27 protein-coding genes are annotated in these 20,769 nt (G+C 72.0%); 9 read left to right on the forward strand and 18 right to left on the reverse strand.

The annotated features are described in order from the left end of the window. The 7 genes from R2740_RS08590 to R2740_RS08620 form a co-directional block, all read right to left on the reverse strand. Entirely contained in the window at positions 1 to 972 is a 972-nt protein-coding gene (locus tag R2740_RS08590; RefSeq protein WP_371302262.1) for a respiratory chain complex I subunit 1 family protein, read from the reverse strand. Next, a complete protein-coding gene (locus R2740_RS08595; RefSeq protein WP_371302263.1) occupies positions 966 to 2,969 on the reverse strand; it encodes a proton-conducting transporter membrane subunit in 2,004 nt (667 codons plus the stop codon). The genes R2740_RS08590 and R2740_RS08595 overlap by 7 nt, the downstream gene beginning before the upstream one ends. Beyond that, entirely contained in the window at positions 2,966 to 3,451 is a 486-nt protein-coding gene (locus tag R2740_RS08600) for an NADH-quinone oxidoreductase subunit B family protein (protein ID WP_371302264.1), read from the reverse strand. The genes R2740_RS08595 and R2740_RS08600 overlap by 4 nt, the downstream gene beginning before the upstream one ends. Then, positions 3,448 to 3,783, reverse strand: a complete 336-nt coding sequence (locus R2740_RS08605; protein WP_371302265.1) for an ArsR/SmtB family transcription factor — start codon at positions 3,781 to 3,783, stop codon at positions 3,448 to 3,450. The genes R2740_RS08600 and R2740_RS08605 overlap by 4 nt, the downstream gene beginning before the upstream one ends. 116 nt (positions 3,784 to 3,899) lie before the next feature. After that, entirely contained in the window at positions 3,900 to 4,481 is a 582-nt protein-coding gene (locus tag R2740_RS08610) for a rhodanese-like domain-containing protein (RefSeq protein WP_371302266.1), read from the reverse strand. Between the two features lie 4 nt (positions 4,482 to 4,485). Further along, positions 4,486 to 5,037, reverse strand: coding sequence for a rhodanese-like domain-containing protein (locus R2740_RS08615; RefSeq protein WP_371302267.1), 552 nt, complete (start codon positions 5,035 to 5,037; stop codon positions 4,486 to 4,488). After that, positions 4,920 to 5,834, reverse strand: coding sequence for an MBL fold metallo-hydrolase (locus R2740_RS08620; RefSeq protein ID WP_371302268.1), 915 nt, complete (start codon positions 5,832 to 5,834; stop codon positions 4,920 to 4,922). The genes R2740_RS08615 and R2740_RS08620 overlap by 118 nt, the downstream gene beginning before the upstream one ends. Positions 5,835 to 6,011: 177 nt before the next feature. Here R2740_RS08620 and R2740_RS08625 point away from each other — a divergent pair, with 177 nt between their 5' ends. Beyond that, complete coding sequence (locus tag R2740_RS08625; RefSeq protein ID WP_371302269.1) at positions 6,012 to 7,214, forward strand: FAD/NAD(P)-binding oxidoreductase; 1,203 nt, start codon at positions 6,012 to 6,014, stop codon at positions 7,212 to 7,214. 45 nt (positions 7,215 to 7,259) lie between these two features. On the opposite strand, the gene R2740_RS08630 is transcribed toward R2740_RS08625, so the two are convergent. From R2740_RS08630 to R2740_RS08640, 3 genes are read right to left on the reverse strand one after another with little or no spacing between them, the layout of a single operon-like run. Further along, the gene (locus R2740_RS08630; RefSeq protein WP_371302270.1) at positions 7,260 to 8,744 is read right to left on the reverse strand and encodes a M1 family metallopeptidase; all 1,485 of its coding nucleotides are present in this window, start codon (positions 8,742 to 8,744) and stop codon (positions 7,260 to 7,262) included. Further along, positions 8,741 to 9,226 (reverse strand): GNAT family N-acetyltransferase, encoded by a 486-nt coding sequence (locus R2740_RS08635; RefSeq protein WP_371302271.1) that lies wholly within the window; start codon positions 9,224 to 9,226, stop codon positions 8,741 to 8,743. The genes R2740_RS08630 and R2740_RS08635 overlap by 4 nt, the downstream gene beginning before the upstream one ends. After that, on the reverse strand, positions 9,223 to 9,786 hold the full coding sequence (locus R2740_RS08640; RefSeq protein ID WP_371302272.1) for an RNA polymerase sigma factor: 564 nt from the start codon (positions 9,784 to 9,786) through the stop codon (positions 9,223 to 9,225). The genes R2740_RS08635 and R2740_RS08640 overlap by 4 nt, the downstream gene beginning before the upstream one ends. Before the next feature lie 48 nt (positions 9,787 to 9,834). Here R2740_RS08640 and R2740_RS08645 point away from each other — a divergent pair, with 48 nt between their 5' ends. From R2740_RS08645 to R2740_RS08670, 6 genes are all read left to right on the forward strand, one after another. Further along, positions 9,835 to 11,301 (forward strand): serine/threonine-protein kinase, encoded by a 1,467-nt coding sequence (locus tag R2740_RS08645; protein ID WP_371302273.1) that lies wholly within the window; start codon positions 9,835 to 9,837, stop codon positions 11,299 to 11,301. Positions 11,302 to 12,240: 939 nt separating this feature from the next. Next, positions 12,241 to 12,507 (forward strand): hypothetical protein, encoded by a 267-nt coding sequence (locus R2740_RS08650; RefSeq protein ID WP_371302274.1) that lies wholly within the window; start codon positions 12,241 to 12,243, stop codon positions 12,505 to 12,507. Beyond that, a complete protein-coding gene (locus R2740_RS08655) occupies positions 12,504 to 12,707 on the forward strand; it encodes a hypothetical protein (RefSeq protein WP_371302275.1) in 204 nt (67 codons plus the stop codon). Before R2740_RS08650 ends, R2740_RS08655 begins: the two co-directional genes overlap by 4 nt. A gap of 162 nt (positions 12,708 to 12,869) precedes the next feature. Beyond that, positions 12,870 to 13,061 (forward strand): hypothetical protein, encoded by a 192-nt coding sequence (locus R2740_RS08660; RefSeq protein ID WP_371302276.1) that lies wholly within the window; start codon positions 12,870 to 12,872, stop codon positions 13,059 to 13,061. A 205-nt stretch (positions 13,062 to 13,266) separates the two neighbouring features. Further along, positions 13,267 to 13,584 carry a hypothetical protein gene (locus R2740_RS08665; RefSeq protein WP_371302277.1) on the forward strand — a complete coding sequence of 106 codons (318 nt, stop codon included), beginning with the start codon at positions 13,267 to 13,269 and terminating at the stop codon, positions 13,582 to 13,584. Positions 13,585 to 13,763: 179 nt separating this feature from the next. Continuing rightward, on the forward strand, positions 13,764 to 14,303 hold the full coding sequence (locus tag R2740_RS08670; protein ID WP_371302278.1) for a hypothetical protein: 540 nt from the start codon (positions 13,764 to 13,766) through the stop codon (positions 14,301 to 14,303). A gap of 110 nt (positions 14,304 to 14,413) precedes the next feature. Here R2740_RS08670 and R2740_RS08675 read toward each other — a convergent pair whose 3' ends face one another. Continuing rightward, positions 14,414 to 14,722, reverse strand: coding sequence for a hypothetical protein (locus tag R2740_RS08675; RefSeq protein ID WP_371302279.1), 309 nt, complete (start codon positions 14,720 to 14,722; stop codon positions 14,414 to 14,416). Positions 14,723 to 14,865: 143 nt separating this feature from the next. Here R2740_RS08675 and R2740_RS08680 point away from each other — a divergent pair, with 143 nt between their 5' ends. Together R2740_RS08680 and R2740_RS08685 are read left to right on the forward strand one after the other, a co-directional pair. After that, positions 14,866 to 15,024 (forward strand): hypothetical protein, encoded by a 159-nt coding sequence (locus tag R2740_RS08680; RefSeq protein WP_371302280.1) that lies wholly within the window; start codon positions 14,866 to 14,868, stop codon positions 15,022 to 15,024. 82 nt (positions 15,025 to 15,106) lie between these two features. Next, positions 15,107 to 15,421 carry a hypothetical protein gene (locus tag R2740_RS08685; protein WP_371302281.1) on the forward strand — a complete coding sequence of 105 codons (315 nt, stop codon included), beginning with the start codon at positions 15,107 to 15,109 and terminating at the stop codon, positions 15,419 to 15,421. An 86-nt stretch (positions 15,422 to 15,507) separates the two neighbouring features. On the opposite strand, the gene R2740_RS08690 is transcribed toward R2740_RS08685, so the two are convergent. From R2740_RS08690 to R2740_RS08720, 7 genes are read right to left on the reverse strand one after another with little or no spacing between them, the layout of a single operon-like run. After that, positions 15,508 to 15,885: a TraR/DksA family transcriptional regulator gene (locus R2740_RS08690; RefSeq protein WP_371302322.1), complete on the reverse strand. Its 378-nt coding sequence runs from the start codon at positions 15,883 to 15,885 to the stop codon at positions 15,508 to 15,510. 3 nt (positions 15,886 to 15,888) lie between these two features. Further along, positions 15,889 to 16,326 carry a type II 3-dehydroquinate dehydratase gene (locus tag R2740_RS08695; RefSeq protein WP_371302282.1) on the reverse strand — a complete coding sequence of 146 codons (438 nt, stop codon included), beginning with the start codon at positions 16,324 to 16,326 and terminating at the stop codon, positions 15,889 to 15,891. Continuing rightward, positions 16,323 to 17,447: a 3-dehydroquinate synthase gene (gene aroB, locus R2740_RS08700; protein ID WP_371302283.1), complete on the reverse strand. Its 1,125-nt coding sequence runs from the start codon at positions 17,445 to 17,447 to the stop codon at positions 16,323 to 16,325. The genes R2740_RS08695 and aroB overlap by 4 nt, the downstream gene beginning before the upstream one ends. Beyond that, positions 17,444 to 17,926, reverse strand: coding sequence for a shikimate kinase (locus R2740_RS08705; protein ID WP_371302323.1), 483 nt, complete (start codon positions 17,924 to 17,926; stop codon positions 17,444 to 17,446). Before R2740_RS08705 ends, aroB begins: the two co-directional genes overlap by 4 nt. A gap of 56 nt (positions 17,927 to 17,982) precedes the next feature. Then, on the reverse strand, positions 17,983 to 19,161 hold the full coding sequence (gene aroC / locus R2740_RS08710; protein ID WP_371302284.1) for a chorismate synthase: 1,179 nt from the start codon (positions 19,159 to 19,161) through the stop codon (positions 17,983 to 17,985). Positions 19,162 to 19,201: 40 nt separating this feature from the next. Further along, on the reverse strand, positions 19,202 to 19,948 hold the full coding sequence (locus R2740_RS08715) for a prepilin peptidase (RefSeq protein WP_371302285.1): 747 nt from the start codon (positions 19,946 to 19,948) through the stop codon (positions 19,202 to 19,204). A gap of 2 nt (positions 19,949 to 19,950) precedes the next feature. Continuing rightward, positions 19,951 to 20,763: a shikimate dehydrogenase gene (locus tag R2740_RS08720; protein ID WP_371302286.1), complete on the reverse strand. Its 813-nt coding sequence runs from the start codon at positions 20,761 to 20,763 to the stop codon at positions 19,951 to 19,953. Between the last annotated feature and the right edge of the window lie 6 nt (positions 20,764 to 20,769).

Raw genomic sequence — 20,769 nt, forward strand, 5'->3', positions numbered from 1 at the left:
TCACGTCGCCACCCCCGTCACCAGGTAGGACGCGGAGACGGCCAGGAAGGCCAGCACGAAGGACGCCGCGAGCAGCTCGGGCACGCGGAACAGCCGGACCTTGGCGAGGAACACCTCGACCGCGGCGATCGCGACCCCGAGCCCCAGCACCTTCGCGACCAGGGCGATCAGGCCGAGTGCCACGGTGAGCGGTGCCGCCGAGCCGGCGATCCCCCAGGGGGTGGTGACGTTGCCGAGCAGGCCCAGCAGCACGGTCAGCCGCATCCAGGAGCCCAGCTCGAGCCAGCCGAGATCACGACCGGAGCTCTCCAGCACCATCGCCTCGTGGACCATCGTGAGCTCCAGGTGGGTGCTCGGGTTGTCCACCGGCAGCCGTCCGGTCTCCGCCAGGATCACCATGACCAGCGCGGCCAGGGCCAGCAGGGACACCGGGGAGATCACCGTGCCAGGACTCTCCGCGCGGGTCGCCACGATGTCGGACAGCACACTGCTCCCGGCCGGGATGGAGAGGGCGTAGACCGCCAGCAGCACGGTCGGCTCCAGGAGTGCGGCGATCGTCATGTGCCGGCTCGAGCCCATGCCCCCGAAGGCCGACCCGGAGTCGAGGCCGACCAGCGCGAGCGAGACGCTCCCGAGCAACAGCACGGACACGACCACGAACAGGTCGTCGGGCACCCGGGCCGAGGTCCGGGTCGCGACCAGCGGCAGCAGCGCGGCCAGCATCAGGCTGGTCGCCATCAGCGCCACGGGCCCGGCGCGTGAGACCAGGCTGGTGCCGTCGGCCTGCAGCGGCTCCCTGCGCAGCAGCTTGAGCAGGTCACGGGACGGCTGGGTCAACCGACCTCCGGCCCGCCCCTCGAGCCGGGCCCGGGTGGCGCGCATCATGCCGATCAGCAGAGGGGTGAGGGCGACCACGGCGGCCATCTGCACGAGGGTGACCAGCGTCGAGGCGAGCGCGTCGCGGGTCACCATGCCGACACCACCAGCAGGACCACCAGCAGGGCGCCGAAGGAGTAGCCGAGGTAGCGCTGGATGCTGCCGTTCTGGAGGCTGCGGGCCCGCTCGCCCAACGCGGCCACACCCCGCAGGCCGCGGGCGTAGAGGCCGGACTCGACGGGGTCGCCGACCTCGTGTCGGTAGCGGATGCCGTGGATGAGGTGTCGCGACTCGTCGTAGTGCTCGACCTCGAGCTCACGACGGGGGTCGAGGGCCTGCCCGAAGACGCGCACCAGCGGCTCGGCGTACGACGTCGCGGTGTACTGCATCCGCGGGCTGACCCGGGCCCCGCCGCACCCCCAGCCGAGCTCCACCCGGCGGCGCGGGGCCCGCCGAGCCCACCAGGCCGCGGCCCCGAGCACCGGTGCGGCGCAGCCGAGCGCGAGCAGCGTGAGCCCGAGCGGGTCCAGGCCGATCCCCAGGCCGGGCAGCGAGACGCCGCCGAGCGGCGAGGCCGACGCCGCGCCGGGGGCGAGCGCTGACGCCAGCGACCGGGACAGCGGCCCGGGGGCGATGCCGAGCCCCACCACCACGGCCGCCGCCGCGACCAGCGCGCCGCCCATCCACCGGGAGCCCTCGTGGGCGGCCGTGGCGCCGTCGCTGCGCGGTCGGGCCAGACAGCCGATGCCGAACGCCTTGGCGAAGGTCAGCAGCGCGAGCCCGGCGGTCAGCGCCACGACGCCCATGGCGGCGGGCAGCAGCGCGGCGAGCACCGGGTCACTGGGAGCGCCGCCGCGCACCAGCGCCTGGAGCAGCACCCACTCCGCGACGAACCCCGAGGTGACCGGGAGGGCCGCGGCGGCCAGCGCGCCGACCGCGAAGGTCACCGAGGTGACCGGCATCCGCGGTCCGAGCCCACCGAGCCGATCCAGGTCCCGCTCGCCGGTCGCGTGCAGGACCGAGCCGGCCACCAGGAACAGCAGCGTCTTGAACGCCGCGTGGCTGACGACCAGCAGGCCCGTGGCAACCAGGGCGACCTGGGCCAGGTCGTCGCGATCGGCGGCGCGATAGAGGTCGGCGAGCCCGATGGTGGTGATCATCAGGCCGACGTTCTCGGTGGTGGAGTAGGCCAGCAGCCGCTTGAGGTCGCTGGTGACCGAGGCCTGCAGGATGCCGTAGGCCGCCGAGACCAGGCCGACCACCAGCAGCGCCACCGCCCACCAGCGCGGCCCCGCGGGGAGGAGGCGCAGCGACACGAGGAGCAGGCCGTAGACCCCCGCCTTGACCATCGCGCCGCTCATCACCGCCGACACGTGGCTGGGTGCCTCGGGGTGGGCCCGCGGCAACCACACGTGCAGCGGCACCGCGCCCGCCTTGGTCAGGAAGCCGGTGGCCAGCAGCAGCCAGGCCAGGGTGGCGGTGTGGCCGCCGGGCCTGGCCGCGGCGATCGCGTCGAGGTCGACGGAGCCCGCGTGGCCGGCCAGCACGGCCATCCCGGACAGCACGAGCAGGAAGCTGAGGTGGGTCATCGCGGCGTACCACAGCCCCGCCGAGCGTACGGCGGTGCGCGCGGCGTGCTCGGTGAACACCAGCGCCGTGGAGCCGAGTGCCATCAGCTCCCACCCCAGCAGGAACGACACCGCGTCGCCGGCCACCGCCACGAGCTGCAGCCCGGCCACGAAGACGAACCAGGAGGTCCAGGCGGTGCGCGAGTCGCTGGGCCCGCGGACGTAGCCGATCGCGAACACCGCGGCGACCAGCGCCACCGCGCTCATCACGACCAGGAACAGCGCGCCGAGGGCGGTCGGCTGCACCGTGAGGCGGCCGAGCGCTGCCAGCGCGGTGCCGCGCGGGGCCAGCGCCATGTCGACCCGGGCGCCACCCAGCACGGCTACCCCGAGCGCGACCCCGGCCGTGGCCTGGAGGACCGCGACGATGCCGGCCGCCAGCGACCGCCGCGGGGCGGGGGCCAGCCAGGACACCACGCTGCCCCCGGCGGCCGCGGTGACGGCCGCCCAGACCAGAGGGCTCACCTGCCGGTCACCTCGCGGAGTGCGGCGACGATCTGCTCGGGCCGCGGCGGGCAACCGGGCACCTTCAGGTCGACCGGGACGACGTCCTCGGCGGAACCCACGACACCCTGCGCGCCCCGGAACAGGCCGCAGTCGACGGCGCAGTCACCGAGCGCCACCACCACGCGCGGCCGCGGGGTCGCCTCGACGGTGCGCCGCAGCGGTTCGGCCATGTTGTGGGTGACGACGCCGGTCACCAGGACGCCGTCGGCGTGCCGCGGCGAGGCGACCAGCCGGGCGCCGTACCTCTCGGCGTCGTGGACGGGGCCGAAAGCAGCGGCCACCTCGATCTCGCAGCCGTTGCAGGAGCCCGCGTCGACGTGCCGGACCTGGACGCTGCCGGCGAACGGCGCGGCGAGCTCGGACCGTTCCGGCGCCTCGGGGACAGGTTCGGCGACGCGGCCGGTGCGCCGGACCAGCCCGGCGATGGCGGCCCAGGTCATGAGGCGTCCTCGGCACGGTCCAGCTCGTCGGCGAGCTCGGCGGTGTCCTGGACCCGGTCGCGCAGCACGGCCCGGCCGGCCAGCAGCAGGTCGCGGACCGCCGGCACCAGCAGGGAGTAGACGACCTCCCCGTTCTCCCGGCTCTGCCGGACCAGACCTGCGCGGCGCAGCACCGCGAGGTGCTGGGAGAGGTTGCTCTGCTCGGCGTCGATCCTGCCGAGCAGCTCGTGGACGGCGTGCTCGCGCTCGCTCAGCAGCTCGAGGACGCGGATCCGGACCGGGTGGGCCAGCGTGCGGAACAGCTCGGCCTTGGCGGGGTAGAGCGCTGGCATCGGGTTCCGTCCGGTCGTCGAGGTGCGGGACCTTCATAGTTGCACATATGCGGATATTCGCAAGTCCACCGCATGAAGAAGCGGGTGGGGCTCATGGCCCCACCCGCTCCCTGCGATCAGGCGACCTGTGGCCTGGTGAGCCGGGTGATGGCCTCGTCGATGTCGCAACCCGGTCCCTTGTTGTAGGGGAGCTTCATCAGCAGCATGCCCATCATGCAGGTGTTGCTGATGGCGGCGAAGGACAGGCCGAAGCCGATGGCGAAGGCCAGCCACTTGGCCGGCGGGAACCAGATGCTGGCCAGCACCGACAGGAACACGATCGAGCCGGCGACCAGCCGGACCTGCCGCTCCAGCGCCCACTTCTTGATCTCGCCGTGCTCGACGGGCGCGCCCGCCTGCACCCAGGTGTTCATCCCGCCCGCGAGCACCACCATGTCGCTCAGGCCGGCCTGGCCGAGCTTGTCGGCGGCCTGCTCCGCACGACCGCCCGCCTGGCAGACCAGCACCAGCGTGCCGCCGGCCGCGCTGACGATCCGGCGCAGGTGCGGGTCGAGCTGGTCGACCGGCAGGTTGATGGAGTTCGGGATGTGGGAGGTGAGGTACTCGCCCGGACTGCGCACGTCGACGACGAGCGTCGTCCCGTTGGCGATCAGCTGTTGGGCCTGTCCGACGGAGACCGCCTGGGTGCTGCCGCTCATCGGGTCACTCCTTCGCTGCGCCGGACGGCGCGGGGACGAGGTCGGGGATGCCGCCGGGGTTGACCACCCGGACGTCGTAGCCGTGCGCGGTGAGCCGGCTGGCCGCGATCACCGCGCGCTTGCCGCTGGCGCAGGCCACCAGCACCGGACGGTCGCGGTCGAGCTCGGCGGGGATTCCCTGGGTGTAGATGTCGGCGACGAAGCGCTCGACGGCCCCGGGGTAGCGGACCTCGGCCCGCTCGTTGGGCATGCGTACGTCGAGCACCTGCAGGTCGCCGTCGGCGAGCACCGCGCGGGCGGCCTCGGTGTCGAGCAGCTCGAAGTCGGAGTGGAGGGTGGCGCCGGAGACGTCGTTGACGACGCCCACGACGTTGTCGAACTGGATCTGGGCGAGCTGGGTGATCGCCGCGTCGACGTCCTGGTCGGGGTTGGCCACGATCACGATCGGCTCGTTGTAGGGCACCAGCCAGCCCACCCAGGAGCCGAAGTCGTCGGCGAACTCGACGGCGACGGTGTCCTTGAGGACGCCCTTGGCCTGGTCCTCACGCGGGCGCATGTCGACGATGTGCACGTCGGTGCGGCCCTCGACCTCGGACACCGGGATGCGCGGACCGAGCGGCCCGGCAGCGGGCGCACGCCGAGGGTGTTGGCCGGGCCCATGTAGCGGTAGAAGCCCGGGATCGGCATCGGCGAGCGCAGCATCTCCTCGGAGAGTGCGTCGGGCGACTCCAGGGCCAGCAGCGGGTTGGACGCCACCTCCTCGGCGATGGTGGAGGTGTACTTGCCGGCGCCGCTGGCGGTGCAGAACGAGCCCTCGCCGTGGGTCGGCAGCAGCTCGACCTCGCCCGGCAGCCCCGCCAGGCGGTGGATGGAGAGGTACTGCAGTCGGGCGAGGGTGTCGGCACGCTCCGGACCGAGCAGGTCGGGGCGGCCGGCCGAGCCCACCAGGAGGCTGCCGCCGGAGAAGAGCGCCACCTCCTTGCCGTCGATCAGCACGAGGTACGACGTGTGCTCGGGCGTGTGGCCCGGGGTGTGGATCGGGCGGATCGTCAGCCCGTCCTCGCCGCCGAGGTCCTCCAGGTGGAAGGCCGGCGTGTGCCGGTAGGCCGCGGCCGAGGCCGCCGGCAGGATGAGCTCGGCCCCGGTCGAGAGCGCTGCCTGCTGGCCGCCGGAGACATAGTCGTTGTGCATGTGGGTCTCGAGGACGAACCGGAGGTCGATGTCGCGCTCGGCGGCGACATCGAGGAAGCGCCCGATGTCACGCTGCGGGTCGACCAGGATGCCCTTGCCCTCGTGCTCGAAGAGGTAGGTCTGGTCCCCCAGGCCGGGGGTGCGGAACGGGATGATCTGCATGCGGTCCTCCTGTAGATACCACCTGGGGTATCAATGTACGGACTTTTGACGGTCAGTCAAGGGTAGGCGAACCTTGCCTCGGTAGAGTGGCCTCGCGTAACCTGCGTCACACCCAAATGTACGGGCATATTTCGTCGAAATCGAGGTCCGTCGGCCGACCGAGGGGAAGCAGACATCATGGCGACCAGCCTTCACCACAAGATCGTCATCATCGGGGCGGGCACCGCCGGCATCCCGGTGGCCGCGCGACTGCTGCGGCAGGGAGAGACCGACATCGGGATCATCGACCCGTCGGACAAGCACTACTACCAGCCGTTGTGGACGCTGGTCGGCGCTGGTTGCGCGACCGCCGCGGAGACGGTGCGCCCGCAGGCGTCGGTGATGCCCAAGGGCGCCGACTGGATCAAGGCGGCCGCCGAGTCGGTCGACCCCGACCAGCAGACGGTGTCGCTGTCCGACGGACGCACGGTCGGCTACGACTACCTCGTCGTCTGCCCCGGCATCCAGCTCAACTTCAACGGCGTCGCGGGCCTGGTCGAGGCGATGGAGACGCCGTCGGTGTCGTCCAACTACGTGCTCGAGTCGACCGCGACGACCTGGCGCAACATCCAGAGCACCCGCAAGGGCACCGCGCTGTTCACCATGCCGGCCGGACCGATCAAGTGTGCGGGTGCCCCGCAGAAGATCGCCTACCTGTCCGCCGACTACTGGCGCCAGCAGGGCAACCTCAAGGACATGCGCGTGGTGCTGGTGCTGCCCACGCCCGGCATGTTCGGCGTCAAGGTCTTCGCCGACGAGCTCGAGCGGGTGGTGGCCCACTACGGCATCGAGGTCCACAAGAACTCCGAGCTGATCGAGATCGACGGCGCCGGCCGCACCGCGGTGATCCGCGACAACACCGACCAGTCCACCCAGACCATCGACTTCGACATGGCCCACGTGGTGCCGCCGCAGTCGGCGCCCGACTGGATCAAGGGCGGCCCCCTGGCCGACCCGGAGAACCCGGGTGGCTACGTCGAGGTCGACAAGAACTCGATGCAGCACACCCGCTACCCCAACATCTTCAGCCTCGGCGACGCGGGCTCCACGCCCAACTCCAAGACCGGCGCGGCGGTGCGCAAGCAGTACCCCGTGGTCGTGGAGAACCTCAAGGCGCAGATGGCCGGCAAGCCCACCGACGGGTCCTACGGCGGCTACGCCTCCTGCCCGCTGACCACGGCCCGCAACAAGATGCTGCTGGCGGAGTTCGACTACACCATGGAGCCGAAGCCGTCGTTCCCGCTCATCGACACCACCAAGGAGCGGCGCGACATGTGGTACCTCAAGCGCCGCGGGCTGCCGATGCTCTACTGGAACGTGATGATGAAGGGCCGCGGCTGACCGGCTGAGCCGAGCCCGGGGCAGCGCACGAGGCCACCCCCGCCGTCACAGGCCGCGGTCGGGGGTGGTGCTGCCGAGCAGCCACGCGTCGAAGAAGTCGCCGAGGTCCAGCCCGGTCTGGGCCTCCCACCAGCTCGTCCACTCCTCCCGGTCGGCGTTGCCGAACGCCTCGCTGCGCGGCCACTCCTGGACCAGCCGCCAGAAGGTCTCGTCGCCGACCTTGAGCCGCAGCTGGTGCCACATCAGCGCGGGGCAGTAGTAGACGTTCTGGGCGCCGAACTCCTGCGGGTCGTAGGCCGCGGGTGGTCCGGCCTGGCCGCGGAAGGTCGCGTCATAGGTCCAGAGCTGGTCCATCTGCTCGTCGAGGTCGGTGCCCCCGTGCTCGGACTCGTAGACGAGCTGGAGGTAGGTCGTCATGCCCTCGTTCATCCAGACGTCCTTCCAGTCGGTCGGCGTGACCAGGTCGCCGTACCACTGGTGGACCAGCTCGTGCACGATCACCGGCCGGGACCGGATGTAGTCGCTGTCGCCGAGCGTCACCAGCGTCTGGGTCTCCATGCCGCTCGTCGACTCGGTGAGCACGATGCCGGCACTGGAGAAGGGGTAGGGGCCGAGCCGCTGCTCGATCCACTCGATCGCCTCGGTGCCGTAGGAGAGGTCGGCGAAGGCGCCGCGCTGGGAGCGCAGCGCCCAGTAGGTCACCGGGGTGCCGCCGCTGGTCTCGTCGTGGCGGACGGCGTAGTCGCCGATCGCGATGGTGATGAGGTACGACGACGCCGGCTCCTGGAGGCGGAACGACGTCACGGTCTGCCCGTCGACGACCTCGCGCGACTCCAGCGTGCCGTTGGTGATGCCGACCCAGGGAGCGTCGACGTGCACCGTGAAGTCGTAGAGCGCCTTGTCGGAGGGCTGGTCGTTGACGGCGTACCAGGTGAAGGCGCCGTAGGGCTCCTGCATCGTCCACACCGAGCCGGAGTCGGTGACCGTCCAGCCGGTGGTGGAGAAGTCGGAACGGGTCGTGGGCGCCCGCACCGGCCTGGGTCGGCCGGCGTAGGTGAGCGCGAAGGTGTAGGTGCGGTCGGCCTCCACCGCCGCGTGCACCACCAGGTCCTTGCCGTCGTGCTCGGTCTCCACCGGCAGGCCGTCGAGGGTCGCGTCGACGACCCGCAGCGGGGCACCGAAGTCCAGCTGGAAGCTGTCCCCGGTGGTGGTGGCCCGGAAGTCCAGCACCTCCACCCCGCGCAACCGCTGGCGGTGGCGGTCCCAGGTCAGGTCGAGGTCGTAGTGCAGCGCGTCGACCGACGGGTCGCCGACCCGGGGATAGACGCTGTCCTCGACCGGGTCGCTGGTGCCGTCGACCAGGTCGGTCTCGGCGCCGTCGTCGGTGGGCTGGCGGGTGCCGTCCGCGGAGGCGCTGGGGCTGGCGGTGGCACCGTCGGTGGGCGCCGGCGGCGCCGGGTCGGCCGAGCAGGCGGCCAGCACGCAGGCCAGCACGGCGGCCACGCCCGCCGACCGGACGGCCCGGGTCACCCCAGCTCCTTGACCATCAGCGAGACCGCCTTGGTGTCGTCACCGAGGACCCCGACCTCGAGGAAGCCCCGGGCCGCGTGGAAGGCGAGCGAGCCGGCGTTGGGCGGCACGGCGTTGACCTCGAGGGCCAGGCGGGCGTAGGGGGCGGCGGTGCGCTCGATCTCGTCGTAGACGAGCGAGGCGAGCCCGCGACGTTGATGCGCCGTGGCGATGGCGATGCGGTCGAGGTAGTAGAACTCGTCGCCGTAGCGGTCGGTGAAGGCGCGGTAGTTGGCGGAGTCGTAGGCCGTGCCGGGCCCGAAGGTCAGCACGAAGCCGGCCACGATGCCGTCGGCGTCGACGATGTCGGCACGGTCGGCCATGCCCAGCAGCTCGTGGAGACGCGCCTCGTCCATCGGGGCGAGCACCTCGACGTGATCGGCGTTGAGGGCGAGCACGGCGGCGTGGTCGCGGGGCTCGATCGGGCGGAGTGCCGCGGTCATTCGTCGCCCCGCAGCAGGGGCCGGGCCAGCCGGCGACCGTGGTGGACCTGGGCCTTGACGGTGCCGACCGGGAGCCCGAGCTGCTCGGCGATCTCGTCGTAGGTCAGCTCGGCGTACTGGCGCAGCACCAGCGGCTCGACGTACTGCGGGTGGTCGCGCTCGAGCGCCTCGATGGCCTCGAGCATGTCGAGCCGGGTGCCGGCGATGACGCTGGTGGTGCGGGGGTCCGGACGGTCGAGCTGCTCGACCTCGGCGGCGACGGCCTGCTTCTTCATCCGGCGGTAGGCCGACCGGGCGGCGTTGAGCGCCACCACGTGCAGCCAGGTGGTGAACCGGCCGCGGCCGTTCCAGGATCCGATCTTGTTGGCGACGCTGATCAGCGCCTCCTGGCAGGCGTCCTCGGCGTCGGGGGAGTAGGGGAAGACGCCGCGGCACACGTTGAGCGCGCGCGGGCGGACCGCGGCGAGCAGGTCCTCCAGGGCCGCCCGGTCGCCGTCCTGCGCCCGCCGGGCGAGCTCGTCGATCTCGTCCGCGGTCGGATTGGCTCCCCCGTCACTCACGCATCCACCCTTCGACGTCTCCTTTACCTCCTGCACCATAATGCCGGGGTGTCCACACCCTCACGTCTCGGGCGGTACGCCGTGCGGCGCCGCATCGGAGCCGGCGGCTTCGCGACGGTGTGGCTCGCCTACGACGAGGAGCTGGACAGCCTGGTCGCGGTGAAGGTGCTCGCCGACAACTGGAGCGAGGACCACCATGTCCGGCAGCGCTTCGTGGAGGAGGGGCGGTTCCTCCGCAAGGTGGAGTCGCCGCACGTGGTGCCGGTCTACGACGCCGGTCAGCTCGAGGACGGCCGGCCCTACCTGGTGATGGCCTATGCCGACCAGGGCAACCTGGTCGACCGGCTCGATCTCTCGCAGCTCCCCCTGGGCCAGGCGATCGCCGTCGTGCGCCAGGTCGGGTCGGGGCTGCAGGCGCTGCACCAGCGCGGCGTGCTCCACCGCGACGTGAAGCCCGCCAACGTCCTGTTCCGCACCGTCGACGGCGAGGTGCGCGCGATGGTCGGCGACCTCGGGCTCGGCAAGGCGATGGAGGCCTCCTCGCGGCTGACGATGATCGGGGGCACGCCGTCGTACGTCTCGCCGGAGCAGGCGCGGGGGGAGCCCCTCGACGAGCGCTCGGACCAGTACTCCCTGGGGGCGCTGGCCTATCTGCTGGTCGGTGGGCGGCCGCCGTACTCCCACGCGTCGATCGCCGCCGCCACCAGCCCGCTGCCACCCGCCCCGCTCGACCCGCGGCTGCCGGCCGGCGTGGAGGCCGCGATCGTGCGCGCGATGGCGCCGGCACGCGAGGACCGCTGGCCGACCATCGCGACGTTCCTGTCGGTGCTCGGCGAGGCCGTCGCCGACCACCCGCACGCGCACGCCGACGGACCGGAGGCATGGATCCCCGCCGACCCCGAGCTCACGCAGCCGGGGCCTCGCCCGTCGACGCCCTACACGATGCCTCAGCTCGGCTCCCAGCCGGAGGAGCCCGTCCCGCCGCGGCGCCGCTGGCCGCGCCTGGTGGTGGCGATGCTGGCGGCGGTGGCGCTCGTCGCCGGAGCCCTCGGCGGTGTCTTCGTCGCTCGCAGGACCGCTCCCGACGCGTCGATGAGCGACGCCTCCGGGGCCCTGAGCGTGACCGTCCCGCGGGCGTGGGACGCCGTCCGCTCCACCAAGACCTGGAAGCCGCCGGGGCAGGACTCCCGCTTCCCTGCGCTGGCCGCCGGCTCCGTCTCGGCGTGGACCGACCCCGAGGAGGAGGGCGAGGGCGTCTTCGTGGGGCTGATGCCCGGTGACGGCCTCCCGACCACCGTCCCCGGGCACCCCGAGTGCCCCGGTGACGGCACCCGCACCGACGACGTCCGCGACGGAGACCCGCTGGTCACGGTCGTGTGGACCGGCTGCCCCGGCGTCGTGGTCGAGCGGGTCGTCCAGGTGACCCCGTCGCGGCTGCTGTGGGTGCAGGTGCGGAGCACCTCGCAGGCCGAGGCCTACCGGGTGCTCGACTCGGTGCGGACGCACGGGATCTGAGGCGACCCGCCGGGTGGCGGTCTGCTTCGGTTGCGGTTCTGGGCTGTGAGGGGCGGGAGCGCTGCTGGGGTTGCGGCGCGTGGCGGCTTCCGGGTCTGCTGGGGTTGCGGTTCTTGGCTGTGAGGGGCGGGAGCGCCGTTGGGGTTGCGGTCGCCTGGCGGCTTCCGGGTCTGCTGGGGCTGCGGTTCTTGGCAGTGAGGAGCGGAGCGCGTTGCGGTCGCCTGGCGGCTTCCGGGTCTGCTGCGGGGCTCGCGCGAGGCGTGGATCTGGTGGTGGATCTTTGGGCGCGGGTCGAAAGTTTCTTTGGATATCGTCTCATCTCGTGGGACGGACGGGGTCTGAGCAGGCGTGATTGTCGGTGGTGCCTGGTTGGGTTGTTGTCATGAGCCAGTCAGCCGATCACCGCGCGGGGTCCCGGTCCCGGGGTCGCCGGATGCGGTGTTGTCGGCTGCCCGCAATCACCAGCGGGCGGTGGTGTGGGGTGAGGCCGGGCTGCTGGCCTCGGCGGTGGAGTGGGCCTCGATGCATGAGCCCACCGATCTCGGCGAGGCCGCGTCGTGGTGGGAGGCCGGCCACGTGCTGCCGCTGGCCGGGGCGGGTGCCCCGGAGATCGCCGAGTTCGCGGTGGCGGAGTTCGCCACCGCCCTCGGGTCTGACAAGCGATGCCGGGCGGCGGTTGATCGGGCATGCCCTGGAGCTCGCCTATCGGCTGCCTCGGTTGTGGGGGCTGGTGCAGGAGGGCCGGGTCCCGGTGTGGCGGGCCCGCCGGGTCGCCGAGGCCACGATGACGCTGTCCCGGCGGGGGCGGGGTTCGTGGACCGTCAGGTCGCCGCCGTGGTCGGCCGGGTGTCGGTCCCCCAGCTGGACGCGCTGGTCCTGGAAGCCAAGATCCGTGTGCGTCGGGGTGGAGCGGGAGGACCCGGAGAACCCCCCCCCGAGATGCCGGACACCCGCCACGTGCAGGTGCACACCGATCAGGTGTCCTTCACCGGCACCGTCGCCGTCACCGGTGAGCTGGACCTGGCCGACGCCCTCCACCTCGACCAGGCGCTCGCTGCGGGGGCCGAGCAGCTGAGGATCGCCGGGTCGACCGAGAGCTTGGATGCTCGCCGGGCGACCGCGTTGGGTGAGATGTCCCGCACCCAGCTCGCCCTTTCCTACGACAGTGACTCCGGGGGGCCGACCGCGGCCCGCAGCGGCCGGTGACGTTGTTCCTGCACCTCTCCGAGCAGGCCCTCACCGGGGCCCGTGGCCGGGTGGGGCGGTGTGAGAACACCCGCACCCCGATCGACGCCGACACGATCCGGGCGTGGTGTGGCCACCCCGACGCGACCGTGACCGTCAAGCCGGTCCTGGACCTGGCGGGCATGTGCGGGTGGACCAGTACGAGGTCCCCGACCGGCTGAAAGACCTGGTCGACCACCGCGACGGCCACTGCGTCTTCCCGTGGTGCACCAGACCAGCCAGACGGTGCGACCACGACCACGTGGTCCCGTACGACGAGGCCGACCCCGACCGGGGCCGACCTGCGGCTGCAACCTCGCCCGCTCTGCCGGAGCCATCACCGGTTGAAGACCCACACCCCGTGGCGCTACGCCGTGATCGAACCCGGGACGTACCTCTGGTCCACCCCGCACGGCTACCGCCTGCTCGTCGACCACACCGGCACCCGCGACGTCAGTCCCGACGGCCTGCCCATGACGGCCAACTGCCTCCACCTCATCGACAGCGGCGGCGACCCCGACCCACCCGACCAGTAGCCGCCACTGTGTCCTGCTCGCAGGTACTCCGAAGACGACTGAATGCGCCGCCGGACCGTGTGAGCGGTAGTGGCGTAGCCAGTAAGACGGGTGCTCACCTCCTGGCCTTGCAGGTGCCCGTACCAATCAGTCTTCTTCTGCGCACATGCCGATCTGCGGTTGATCCTCTCGCCGTCCTTCGGTGCAGAGATCTACGATCAGCGCCATGTCGCTCATGGATGACTGGAGTCCCGAAGAGCGCGACCGGTACCAGCAGTTCATGGCGCGCATCGACGCGGTGGTCGAGGAACGCCTTGCCGACTACCGGCGCAGAGGCGTGTACGTGTACGACATGTTCATCCACCCTGAAGATGACTCGGATGGGGAGCCCAACCTCTGGCTGGCGTGCGATCACTACACGGGTGAAGAGATTCAGACGGTGAAGAAGGAAGACCTGCCATCCTTCTGGGCGGCGCATGCAGATTGGATCGACTACCAGGGACTGCGCTATGACGTCCAGGAGGAACTGTCAGACGAGCAGTAGGCATCCGCTCATGCGCGGGCAGTGCTGCAACTTAGCCGATGAGCGTGTCTCGGACGAAGTCGGATCAGACGTTGCGCGATGTGATGGCACGGGTCGTCCGTCTGGGCCAAACTGCGGGGAACCGATTCGACCCAGCGGTGCGAGTCGGCAACAGACTCATGACGTCGAGGAGAGACTCCGTGTCCGGACCCAACAAGTGGCGCAGGTTCGTGACGCGATACGGCGGCCCGGTTCTCGGGAGCCACGGGTTCGTACGAGTGGAGAGCACGACGGCCTACCGGCGCGACTGGGACGAGGCCAGGTCGGCGTGGGTGAAGTTCATCAGCCAAAGGCGAAATGGCTACGGCGACAGCGAGGTCGCGTTCCAGGTGCTGTACGGGTTCGTGATACCCACCGTCCACCAGCGACTGACCCTCCCGATGCAGGTGGCGGACATGGACTTCAACTTCTACGAAACGTTGCAGCACGACCGGCGACACTTCCTCGACGTCGCCGGGAACATCTGGGAGTTCAGGGGCGACGACAAGCTCGAAGAGTTCACCGAGAAGCTCGACGACCTCGGCCGTCGACTCGTGGCCATCGGGGACGACCCCACTCTGCTCCTGGCCCCCAACGACATCGACCCGTTCCACCCGAAGTCGTTCTGGGAGTCGAGACAGCTGCTTCGCGAGCAGCTTGGCGGTGGCGCGGCCGCATGGACGGAGCCGGGCGCGACGTAGGCGCTCCGTAACACTGTCGTTCGCGCATCGCTCCTCAACGGCTCACATGCGCGGTCCGGTCAGGTGCTGTCGGGTCGGAGCATCCGCACATGCCGCTGGTCGAGCGCAGGCTACTCAGGTCCGTCGGCCGAGGGTCCGGGTTCCAAGGTGAGCCGCCAGCCGTTGCCATCGCGGTGGCTTTCGGCCCACATGCCGTCGTGCCACCCGCGTGCCCAGTCTCCTGCCCCGCCGGAACTTGACTGCAGCTGCCACTCCCCGTCTAGCCAGGCGAAGTGCTCCAGGTTGATGTCTGCGCCATCCCCGTTCGCATCGATCACGGCCACTCCCCGGTCACCGACAGTCTTGACGGCGCGTACCACCGCGAAGCGAATGTCCCAGCCGCCAGTGTTCAGCACCGTCGGCTCGTCCAAGGGGCGCATGCCTCAACCCTCGCAGGGCGACCGCTCAGGGACGACCCAATTCCGCCGGGGCGTTGCTCGCGCTGTATTGGCGATATCGGTCTCTCCCCGACGTCCGTACGGGTGTGGTGTGGGTCGGCCTGGGCCTGGTAGCCGGGGGCCTCGTGAGCCTGGCTCCGGCGGTCGCGCTTGCCGATGCGGCCAACTACACCACCGCTGCGAGCGTCGCCGCGGCAGAGGTGAGCATCGTCTTGGCCTGTTGCATGCTCGGTGCCGTGGCGGGCGGTCAAGCATGGTTGTCGACTCGCCGGATCGAAGCCTGACCGACCTTCCGGATCAGCCGCAGCGAGTGCGCGGCTCTGCCGAGATCAGGACGGCTGCTTCGGGGATCGAGGGCATGGCAAGGTGGCCGCGACCTTCCCGGTGGATGATGGCCACATGGCTGATCCCCCGACCCCCGTGGAGGGCTCTGGTCTGACCGAGAACTCGACGCTGGCCCTCGTGTTCTGGTCGATCACCTTCCTGGCATTCCTCCCTGCCGTGGTCTTCGGAGTGACGGAGTTGACGGGAGTATCAGCGACCAGGATCTGGGCCTGGGTCGTCGTGGCCGGCGTCGTCGCGGCGTTTCCGGCACGGACGAGGGTGTTTGGCCTCGCCTGCGTCATCGCGACGATGCTCGTTCTGCTCTTCTTCGCGGTGGCCATGAGCCAGGTTTCCTAGACCCCGCTCCGCTCGGTCTCCGCACGGCCCCGGTACTTGATTGGAGGACTGCCGATGCGCACGCATCCGCCGCTGAGAGCGCGCTGTCACCCCGCGTTTCCGCGCGTGTCCCGCGCACAGTCGATGCACCGGCGGGCCGTGGGACGGGCAGCAAGCCGAGCAGCACCGACGGGCCGACCGCAGTGATCGCAGCGGCCGTAGCTCTCGTCGTCGAGCCGCGCCAGGGCGGCGTCGACCTCGGCGAGATGGGCCTGCGCCCGGCGACAGGGCGCCGAGCTGTGAGCGTTCGAAGGCGATGGTCGACCCCCTCGGGGTCGTGCTCGTCGTCGGCGTTGGTGTCTCGCGACGCAGCCACGAGGTCGTCGTAGTCGCGCCTCAGCACGGCGAGCCGATCGAGGACGGCGGCGCGGTCGGTCTCGAGCCGGCAGCGAGCGTCCACGTCGTCCACGGGGGCGGCCTACCAGGCCTCAGCCGAGCAGCCCGGAGATCGCCTCGAGCGCCTGGCGGTAGCCGTCGACGCCCTGACCCGAGATCGTCAGCGCCGCGTGCGGCTCGACGTAGGAGGTGTGCCGGAAGACCTCGGGGCGCTGCTTCGGGTCGGAGATGTGCACCTCGACGAGGGGTGCGGTGAGCTGGGCGCACGCGTCGTAGAGGGCGAGCGAGTAGTGCGTCCAGGCGGCCGCGTTGAGGACCACGGGGGTGGCCTCGTCGGCGGCGGTGTTGAGCCAGTCGAGCAGCTCGCCCTCGTGGTTGGTCTGCCGCACCTCGACCTCGAGGCCGAGACCGGTGCCCCACTCGACGCACAGCGCCGCCAGCTCGGCGTGCGTGGTCGAGCCGTAGATCTCGGGCTGGCGGCGACCAAGCCGGCCGAGGTTGGGTCCGTTGAGGACCAGCACCCGGGTCACGAGTCACCCCCGACGAGGGCGGCGTACGCCGCGGCGAGGTCGTCCTCGGACGGCCCGGCCAGGATCCGCGGGCGGGCGACGTCGTCGAGCACCAGGAAGCGCAGCTGTGAGCCGCGGGCCTTCTTGTCGACCCCCATGGTGGCGCGCAGCTCGTCGAAGGGCGTGGCGTCGTAGCCCACCGGCAGCCCGACCCTGCCGAACGCCGTGCGATGCCGGTCGACCACCGCGGCGTCCAGCGACCCGGCGCGCGCGGCCAGCTCGGCGGCGAAGACGCAGCCGATCGCGACCGCCTCACCGTGGCGCATGGTGTAGTCCTCGGCCCGCTCGATCGCGTGCGCCAGGGTGTGCCCGTAGTTGAGGACCTCGCGCCCGGGGTGCCCGTCGGCGCCACCGGTCTCCTTGAGGTCGGCGACGACGACGTCGATCTTGGCCTGGATCGCCCGCTCGACCAGCTCGCGCAGCACCGGGGACGAGGCGGTCAGCGACTCCGGGTCGGTGGCCTCGACCAGGTCGAGGATCACCGGGTCGGCGATGAATCCGCACTTCACGACCTCGCCCAGGCCGGCGACCAGGTCGGCGCGCGGCAGCGTCTCGAGCAGGTCGAGGTCGCACAGCACGCCGGCCGGCTCGTGGAAGGAGCCGACGAGGTTCTTGCCGGCGCCGGTGTTGATGCCGGTCTTGCCGCCGACCGCCGCGTCGACCATCGCCAGCAGCGTGGTCGGGACGTGGACCACGCGGACGCCGCGCAGCCAGGTGGCGGCGATGAAGCCGCCCACGTCGGTGGTGGCGCCGCCACCGACGGTGACCACGGCGTCGGAGCGGGTGAACCCGGCCCGACCGAGCGCCTCCCAGCACTCCGCGGTCACGGCGGCGGTCTTCGCCTCCTCGCCCGAAGGCAGGCCCAGCGCCGCCACGTCGTACGACGCGGCGCGCAGCGGAGCGATCACCCGGTCGGCCAGGTCGACCAGGTCTCCGTCGTACACGACGGCGACGCGCTGCACCGTCCGACCCAGGAGAGCGGGCAGCCGAGGCGGCAGGTCGTGGCCCACCACCACGTCGTAGGGCGCGGCCCCACCGACGTGCAGCACGGTCTCCGCACCGGAGTCGACGGCGTGACTCATGCGGGACTCCTCTCGAGCGCCGCCGCCACCTCGTCGGCCACCTCGTCGGGGGTGCGACCGTCGGTGTCGACGACGACCGCGGCGACCGACTCATAGACCGGGGTGCGCTCGTCGAGCAGCGCCTTGATCCGGGCTCGGACGTTGCCGAGCAGCAGCGGCCGCGAGGTGCCCAGGCCGACCCGCTTCACCGCCTCGGAGAGGCCGACCCGCAAGAAGACCACGGGCAGGCCGGCCAGCAGCTCGCGGGTCGCCGGGTCGAGCACCGCTCCCCCGCCCAGCGACAGCACCCCGTCGTGCTCGGCGACGGCGGCCGCGACGGCGGCCGCCTCGCGCCGACGGAAGTAGCCCTCGCCGGAGTCCACGAAGATGTCGGAGATCGACCGGCCCTCCGCGGCCTCCACGTCGGCGTCGGTGTCGCGCACCGGCAACCCCCAGCGCGCGGCGAGCACCTCGGCCACGGTGGTCTTGCCGGCGCCCATCGGCCCGACGAGCACCACCCGCGGCCCGGACCCGTCCGACCCTGCCCCGGCCTCGCTCACCGGAACCTCAGCGTGTCGAGATAGCTCTCGACGTTGCGACGGGTCTCGGCCAGCGAGTCGCCTCCGAACTTCTCGAGCACCGCGTCGGCCAGCACCAGCGCCACCATCGCCTCGGCCACGATGCCCGCCGCGGGGACGGCGCAGACGTCGGAGCGCTGGTGGTGGGCGACCGCCTCCTCGCCGGTGGCGACGTCGACGGTGCGCAGGGCGCGCGGGACCGTGGCGATCGGCTTCATCGCCGCCCGCACCCGGAGCTGCTCGCCGGTGCTCATCCCGCCCTCGGTGCCACCCGCCCGCCCGGAGGTACGACGCAGGCCGGCCTCGGTCGGCACGATCTCGTCGTGGGCCTGCGACCCGGGGGTGCCGGCCAGCGCGAACCCGTCGCCGACCTCGACCCCCTTGATCGCCTGGATGCCCATCAGCGCGCCGGCCAGCTTGGAGTCCAGCCGCCGGTCCCAGTGGACGTGCGAGCCGAGCCCCGGCGGCAGCCCGTCGACGGCCACCTCGACCACGCCGCCCAGCGTGTCGCCGTCCTTGTGGGCCTGGTCGATGGCCGCAACCATCGCGGCGCTCGCCTCGGGGTCCAGGCAGCGCACCGGGTCGTCGTCGAGATGTGCGACGTCGCCGGGGCCCGGGACCACGCCCGCGGGCGCGACGGCCGAGCCGATCTGCACCACGTGGGAGACCACGGTGGCACCGGTGGCCTGCTCCAGGAAGTTGGAGGCCACCCGTCCCAGGGCCACCCGGGCCGCCGTCTCACGAGCGGAGGCGCGCTCGAGGATCGGGCGGGCCTCGTCGAAGGCGTACTTCTGCATGCCCACCAGGTCGGCATGCCCGGGCCGCGGTCGGGTGAGCGCGGCGTTGCGGGCCAGCGCCTCCAGCTCGACCGGGTCCACCGGGTCGGCGGACATCACCTGCTCCCACTTCGGCCACTCGGTGTTGCCGACCTCGATGGCCACCGGCCCGCCCTGCGTCTCGCCGTGGCGGACGCCGCCGAGCAGCCGCACCTCGTCGGCCTCGAACTTCATCCGGGCGCCGCGGCCGTAGCCGAGCCGCCGCCGGGCCAGGGCGTCGGCCAGGTCCTCGGTCGTCACCCGCACATGGGCGGGCAGTCCCTCCAGGATCGCGACCAGGGAGGGACCATGGGACTCACCCGCAGTCAGCCAGCGCAGCATGACGCAAGTCTGTCATGGCGGGTCGGCGAGGCTGACGGGGTCACGCGGCCATGAAACGCGCCCACAGGTCGGCGCCCCAGAGCACACCGAGCAGCGCACCGACGATCATGAACGGTCCGAACGGGTACGCCGTCTTCAGCAGCCGGCGGTCCCACCGCACCAGGGCCAGCACCAGACCGGGCAGGCCGAAGATCAGGAAGCCGGCGTAGAGGCCGACGAAGAGCGGGCCCCAGCCCAGGAAGCCGAGGGCACCGCCGAGCACGGCCGACAGCCGGACATCGCCGTAGCCCATCCCGGGCGGGTAGATGATCCACGCGATTGCGAAGACCAGGTAGGCCAGCACCGCACCCACCAGGGAGCGCAGGACGCTCCCGGTGTCCTGGGTCGCGACCCAGGCGACGGCCACGGCCAGGGCCACCATCGCGCCCGCGATCCGGATCAGCACGGTCGGCAACAGCCGGGTCCGCAGGTCGACCACCGACAGCGCGACCAGCACCGGCACGACGGGCACCACGGCGAGCCATCCCCAGGACCAGCCGGCGGCCAGACCGGCCAGGCCGCCGCACACCGCGGCCCAGGCGGCGGCCCCCCGCGGGCGCGGGGGCCGCGCCGCGAGGTCGACGTAGAGCTCCTTGGGAGGCTCGTCGGCCCGCCGCGGGTCGGGCTCGGCGTCCCCGGGCTCGGGCGCCGGCTCCGGGAGCCGGGCGATCAGCTGAGGGACCAGCAGCCCCGCGGCACCACACAGCACCGCCGCCGCGGCACCGGCCGCGAGCTGGCTTGCGTCCACGCTCAGGTCCCTTCGTCGAGCCGCTCGCGCAGAGCAGCCTCCCCAGCCTGCCGCATCTCCAGCAGCGGTGCGGGGAGTTCGGTGAACTGCTCGAACTGCAGCGCCGCCTGGTGCACCAGCAGGTCCAGCCCGCGCACCAGGACGCGGTCGCCGGCGGAGGCCGCCAGCGGCGTCGGCCACGGGTCGTAGAGCACCTCGAACAGCACCGGCACCCGGGCACAGCCGGCGACCAGGTCGGGCGTCTGCGCCGTGGCCGGGATCGTGGAGACCAGCAGGTCGCCCTCCGGCGCCACGTCCAAGGGGGCGATCGACACCTCGAGCCCACCGAACCGCTCCGCGGCGGCCAGCGTCTCCGCGGCGCGTGCGGCGTCGCGCACGTGCAGCACGAACGAGCGGCACCCCTGGCGGGCCAGCGCCAGCAGCGTCGAGGCCGCCGTCGCGCCACCGCCGAGGATCGCGGCGTGGCCGACCGGGCCGGCGTACCGCTCGCGGAGCGCCGCCTCGGCCCCGGGGATGTCGGTGTTGTCGCCGCGGACGACTCCCTCGCCCAGCAGCAGCGTGTTGGCCGCTCCCCCCAGCTCGGCGAGCTCGCTCGCCTCGTCGACCAGCGCCATCGCCTCCCGCTTCAGCGGCATCGTCAGCGAGAGCCCGCGCCACGAGCCGTCGAGGCCCGCCAGGAACTCCCGCAGCCCGCCCGAGGACACCCGGTGCGCGTCGTAGCTCCAGTCCAGCCCGAGAGCGGCATACCCCGCCCGATGCAGCACGGGCGACAGCGAGTGCTCGATCGGGTCGCCGAGGACCCCACAGTGCCTCATCTCGGT

The sequence above is a fragment of the Nocardioides sp. genome (genome assembly GCF_041393715.1).
Taxonomy (GTDB): domain Bacteria; phylum Actinomycetota; class Actinomycetes; order Propionibacteriales; family Nocardioidaceae; genus Nocardioides.

Coding starts and splice junctions, on each gene's coding strand:
- R2740_RS08590 (WP_371302262.1), bottom strand. CDS start 972: ATGGTGACCCGCGACGCGCTCGCCTCGACGCTGGTCACCCTCGTGCAG.
- R2740_RS08600 (WP_371302264.1), bottom strand. CDS start 3,451: ATGACCTGGGCCGCCATCGCCGGGCTGGTCCGGCGCACCGGCCGCGTC.
- R2740_RS08605 (WP_371302265.1), bottom strand. CDS start 3,783: ATGCCAGCGCTCTACCCCGCCAAGGCCGAGCTGTTCCGCACGCTGGCC.
- R2740_RS08610 (WP_371302266.1), bottom strand. CDS start 4,481: ATGAGCGGCAGCACCCAGGCGGTCTCCGTCGGACAGGCCCAACAGCTG.
- R2740_RS08615 (WP_371302267.1), bottom strand. CDS start 5,037: ATGCGCCCGCGTGAGGACCAGGCCAAGGGCGTCCTCAAGGACACCGTC.
- R2740_RS08620 (WP_371302268.1), bottom strand. CDS start 5,834: ATGCAGATCATCCCGTTCCGCACCCCCGGCCTGGGGGACCAGACCTAC.
- R2740_RS08625 (WP_371302269.1), top strand. CDS start 6,012: ATGGCGACCAGCCTTCACCACAAGATCGTCATCATCGGGGCGGGCACC.
- R2740_RS08635 (WP_371302271.1), bottom strand. CDS start 9,226: ATGACCGCGGCACTCCGCCCGATCGAGCCCCGCGACCACGCCGCCGTG.
- R2740_RS08650 (WP_371302274.1), top strand. CDS start 12,241: ATGCCGGACACCCGCCACGTGCAGGTGCACACCGATCAGGTGTCCTTC.
- R2740_RS08665 (WP_371302277.1), top strand. CDS start 13,267: ATGTCGCTCATGGATGACTGGAGTCCCGAAGAGCGCGACCGGTACCAG.
- R2740_RS08675 (WP_371302279.1), bottom strand. CDS start 14,722: ATGCGCCCCTTGGACGAGCCGACGGTGCTGAACACTGGCGGCTGGGAC.
- aroB (WP_371302283.1), bottom strand. CDS start 17,447: ATGAGTCACGCCGTCGACTCCGGTGCGGAGACCGTGCTGCACGTCGGT.
- R2740_RS08705 (WP_371302323.1), bottom strand. CDS start 17,926: ATGGGCGCCGGCAAGACCACCGTGGCCGAGGTGCTCGCCGCGCGCTGG.
- aroC (WP_371302284.1), bottom strand. CDS start 19,161: ATGCTGCGCTGGCTGACTGCGGGTGAGTCCCATGGTCCCTCCCTGGTC.
- R2740_RS08720 (WP_371302286.1), bottom strand. CDS start 20,763: ATGAGGCACTGTGGGGTCCTCGGCGACCCGATCGAGCACTCGCTGTCG.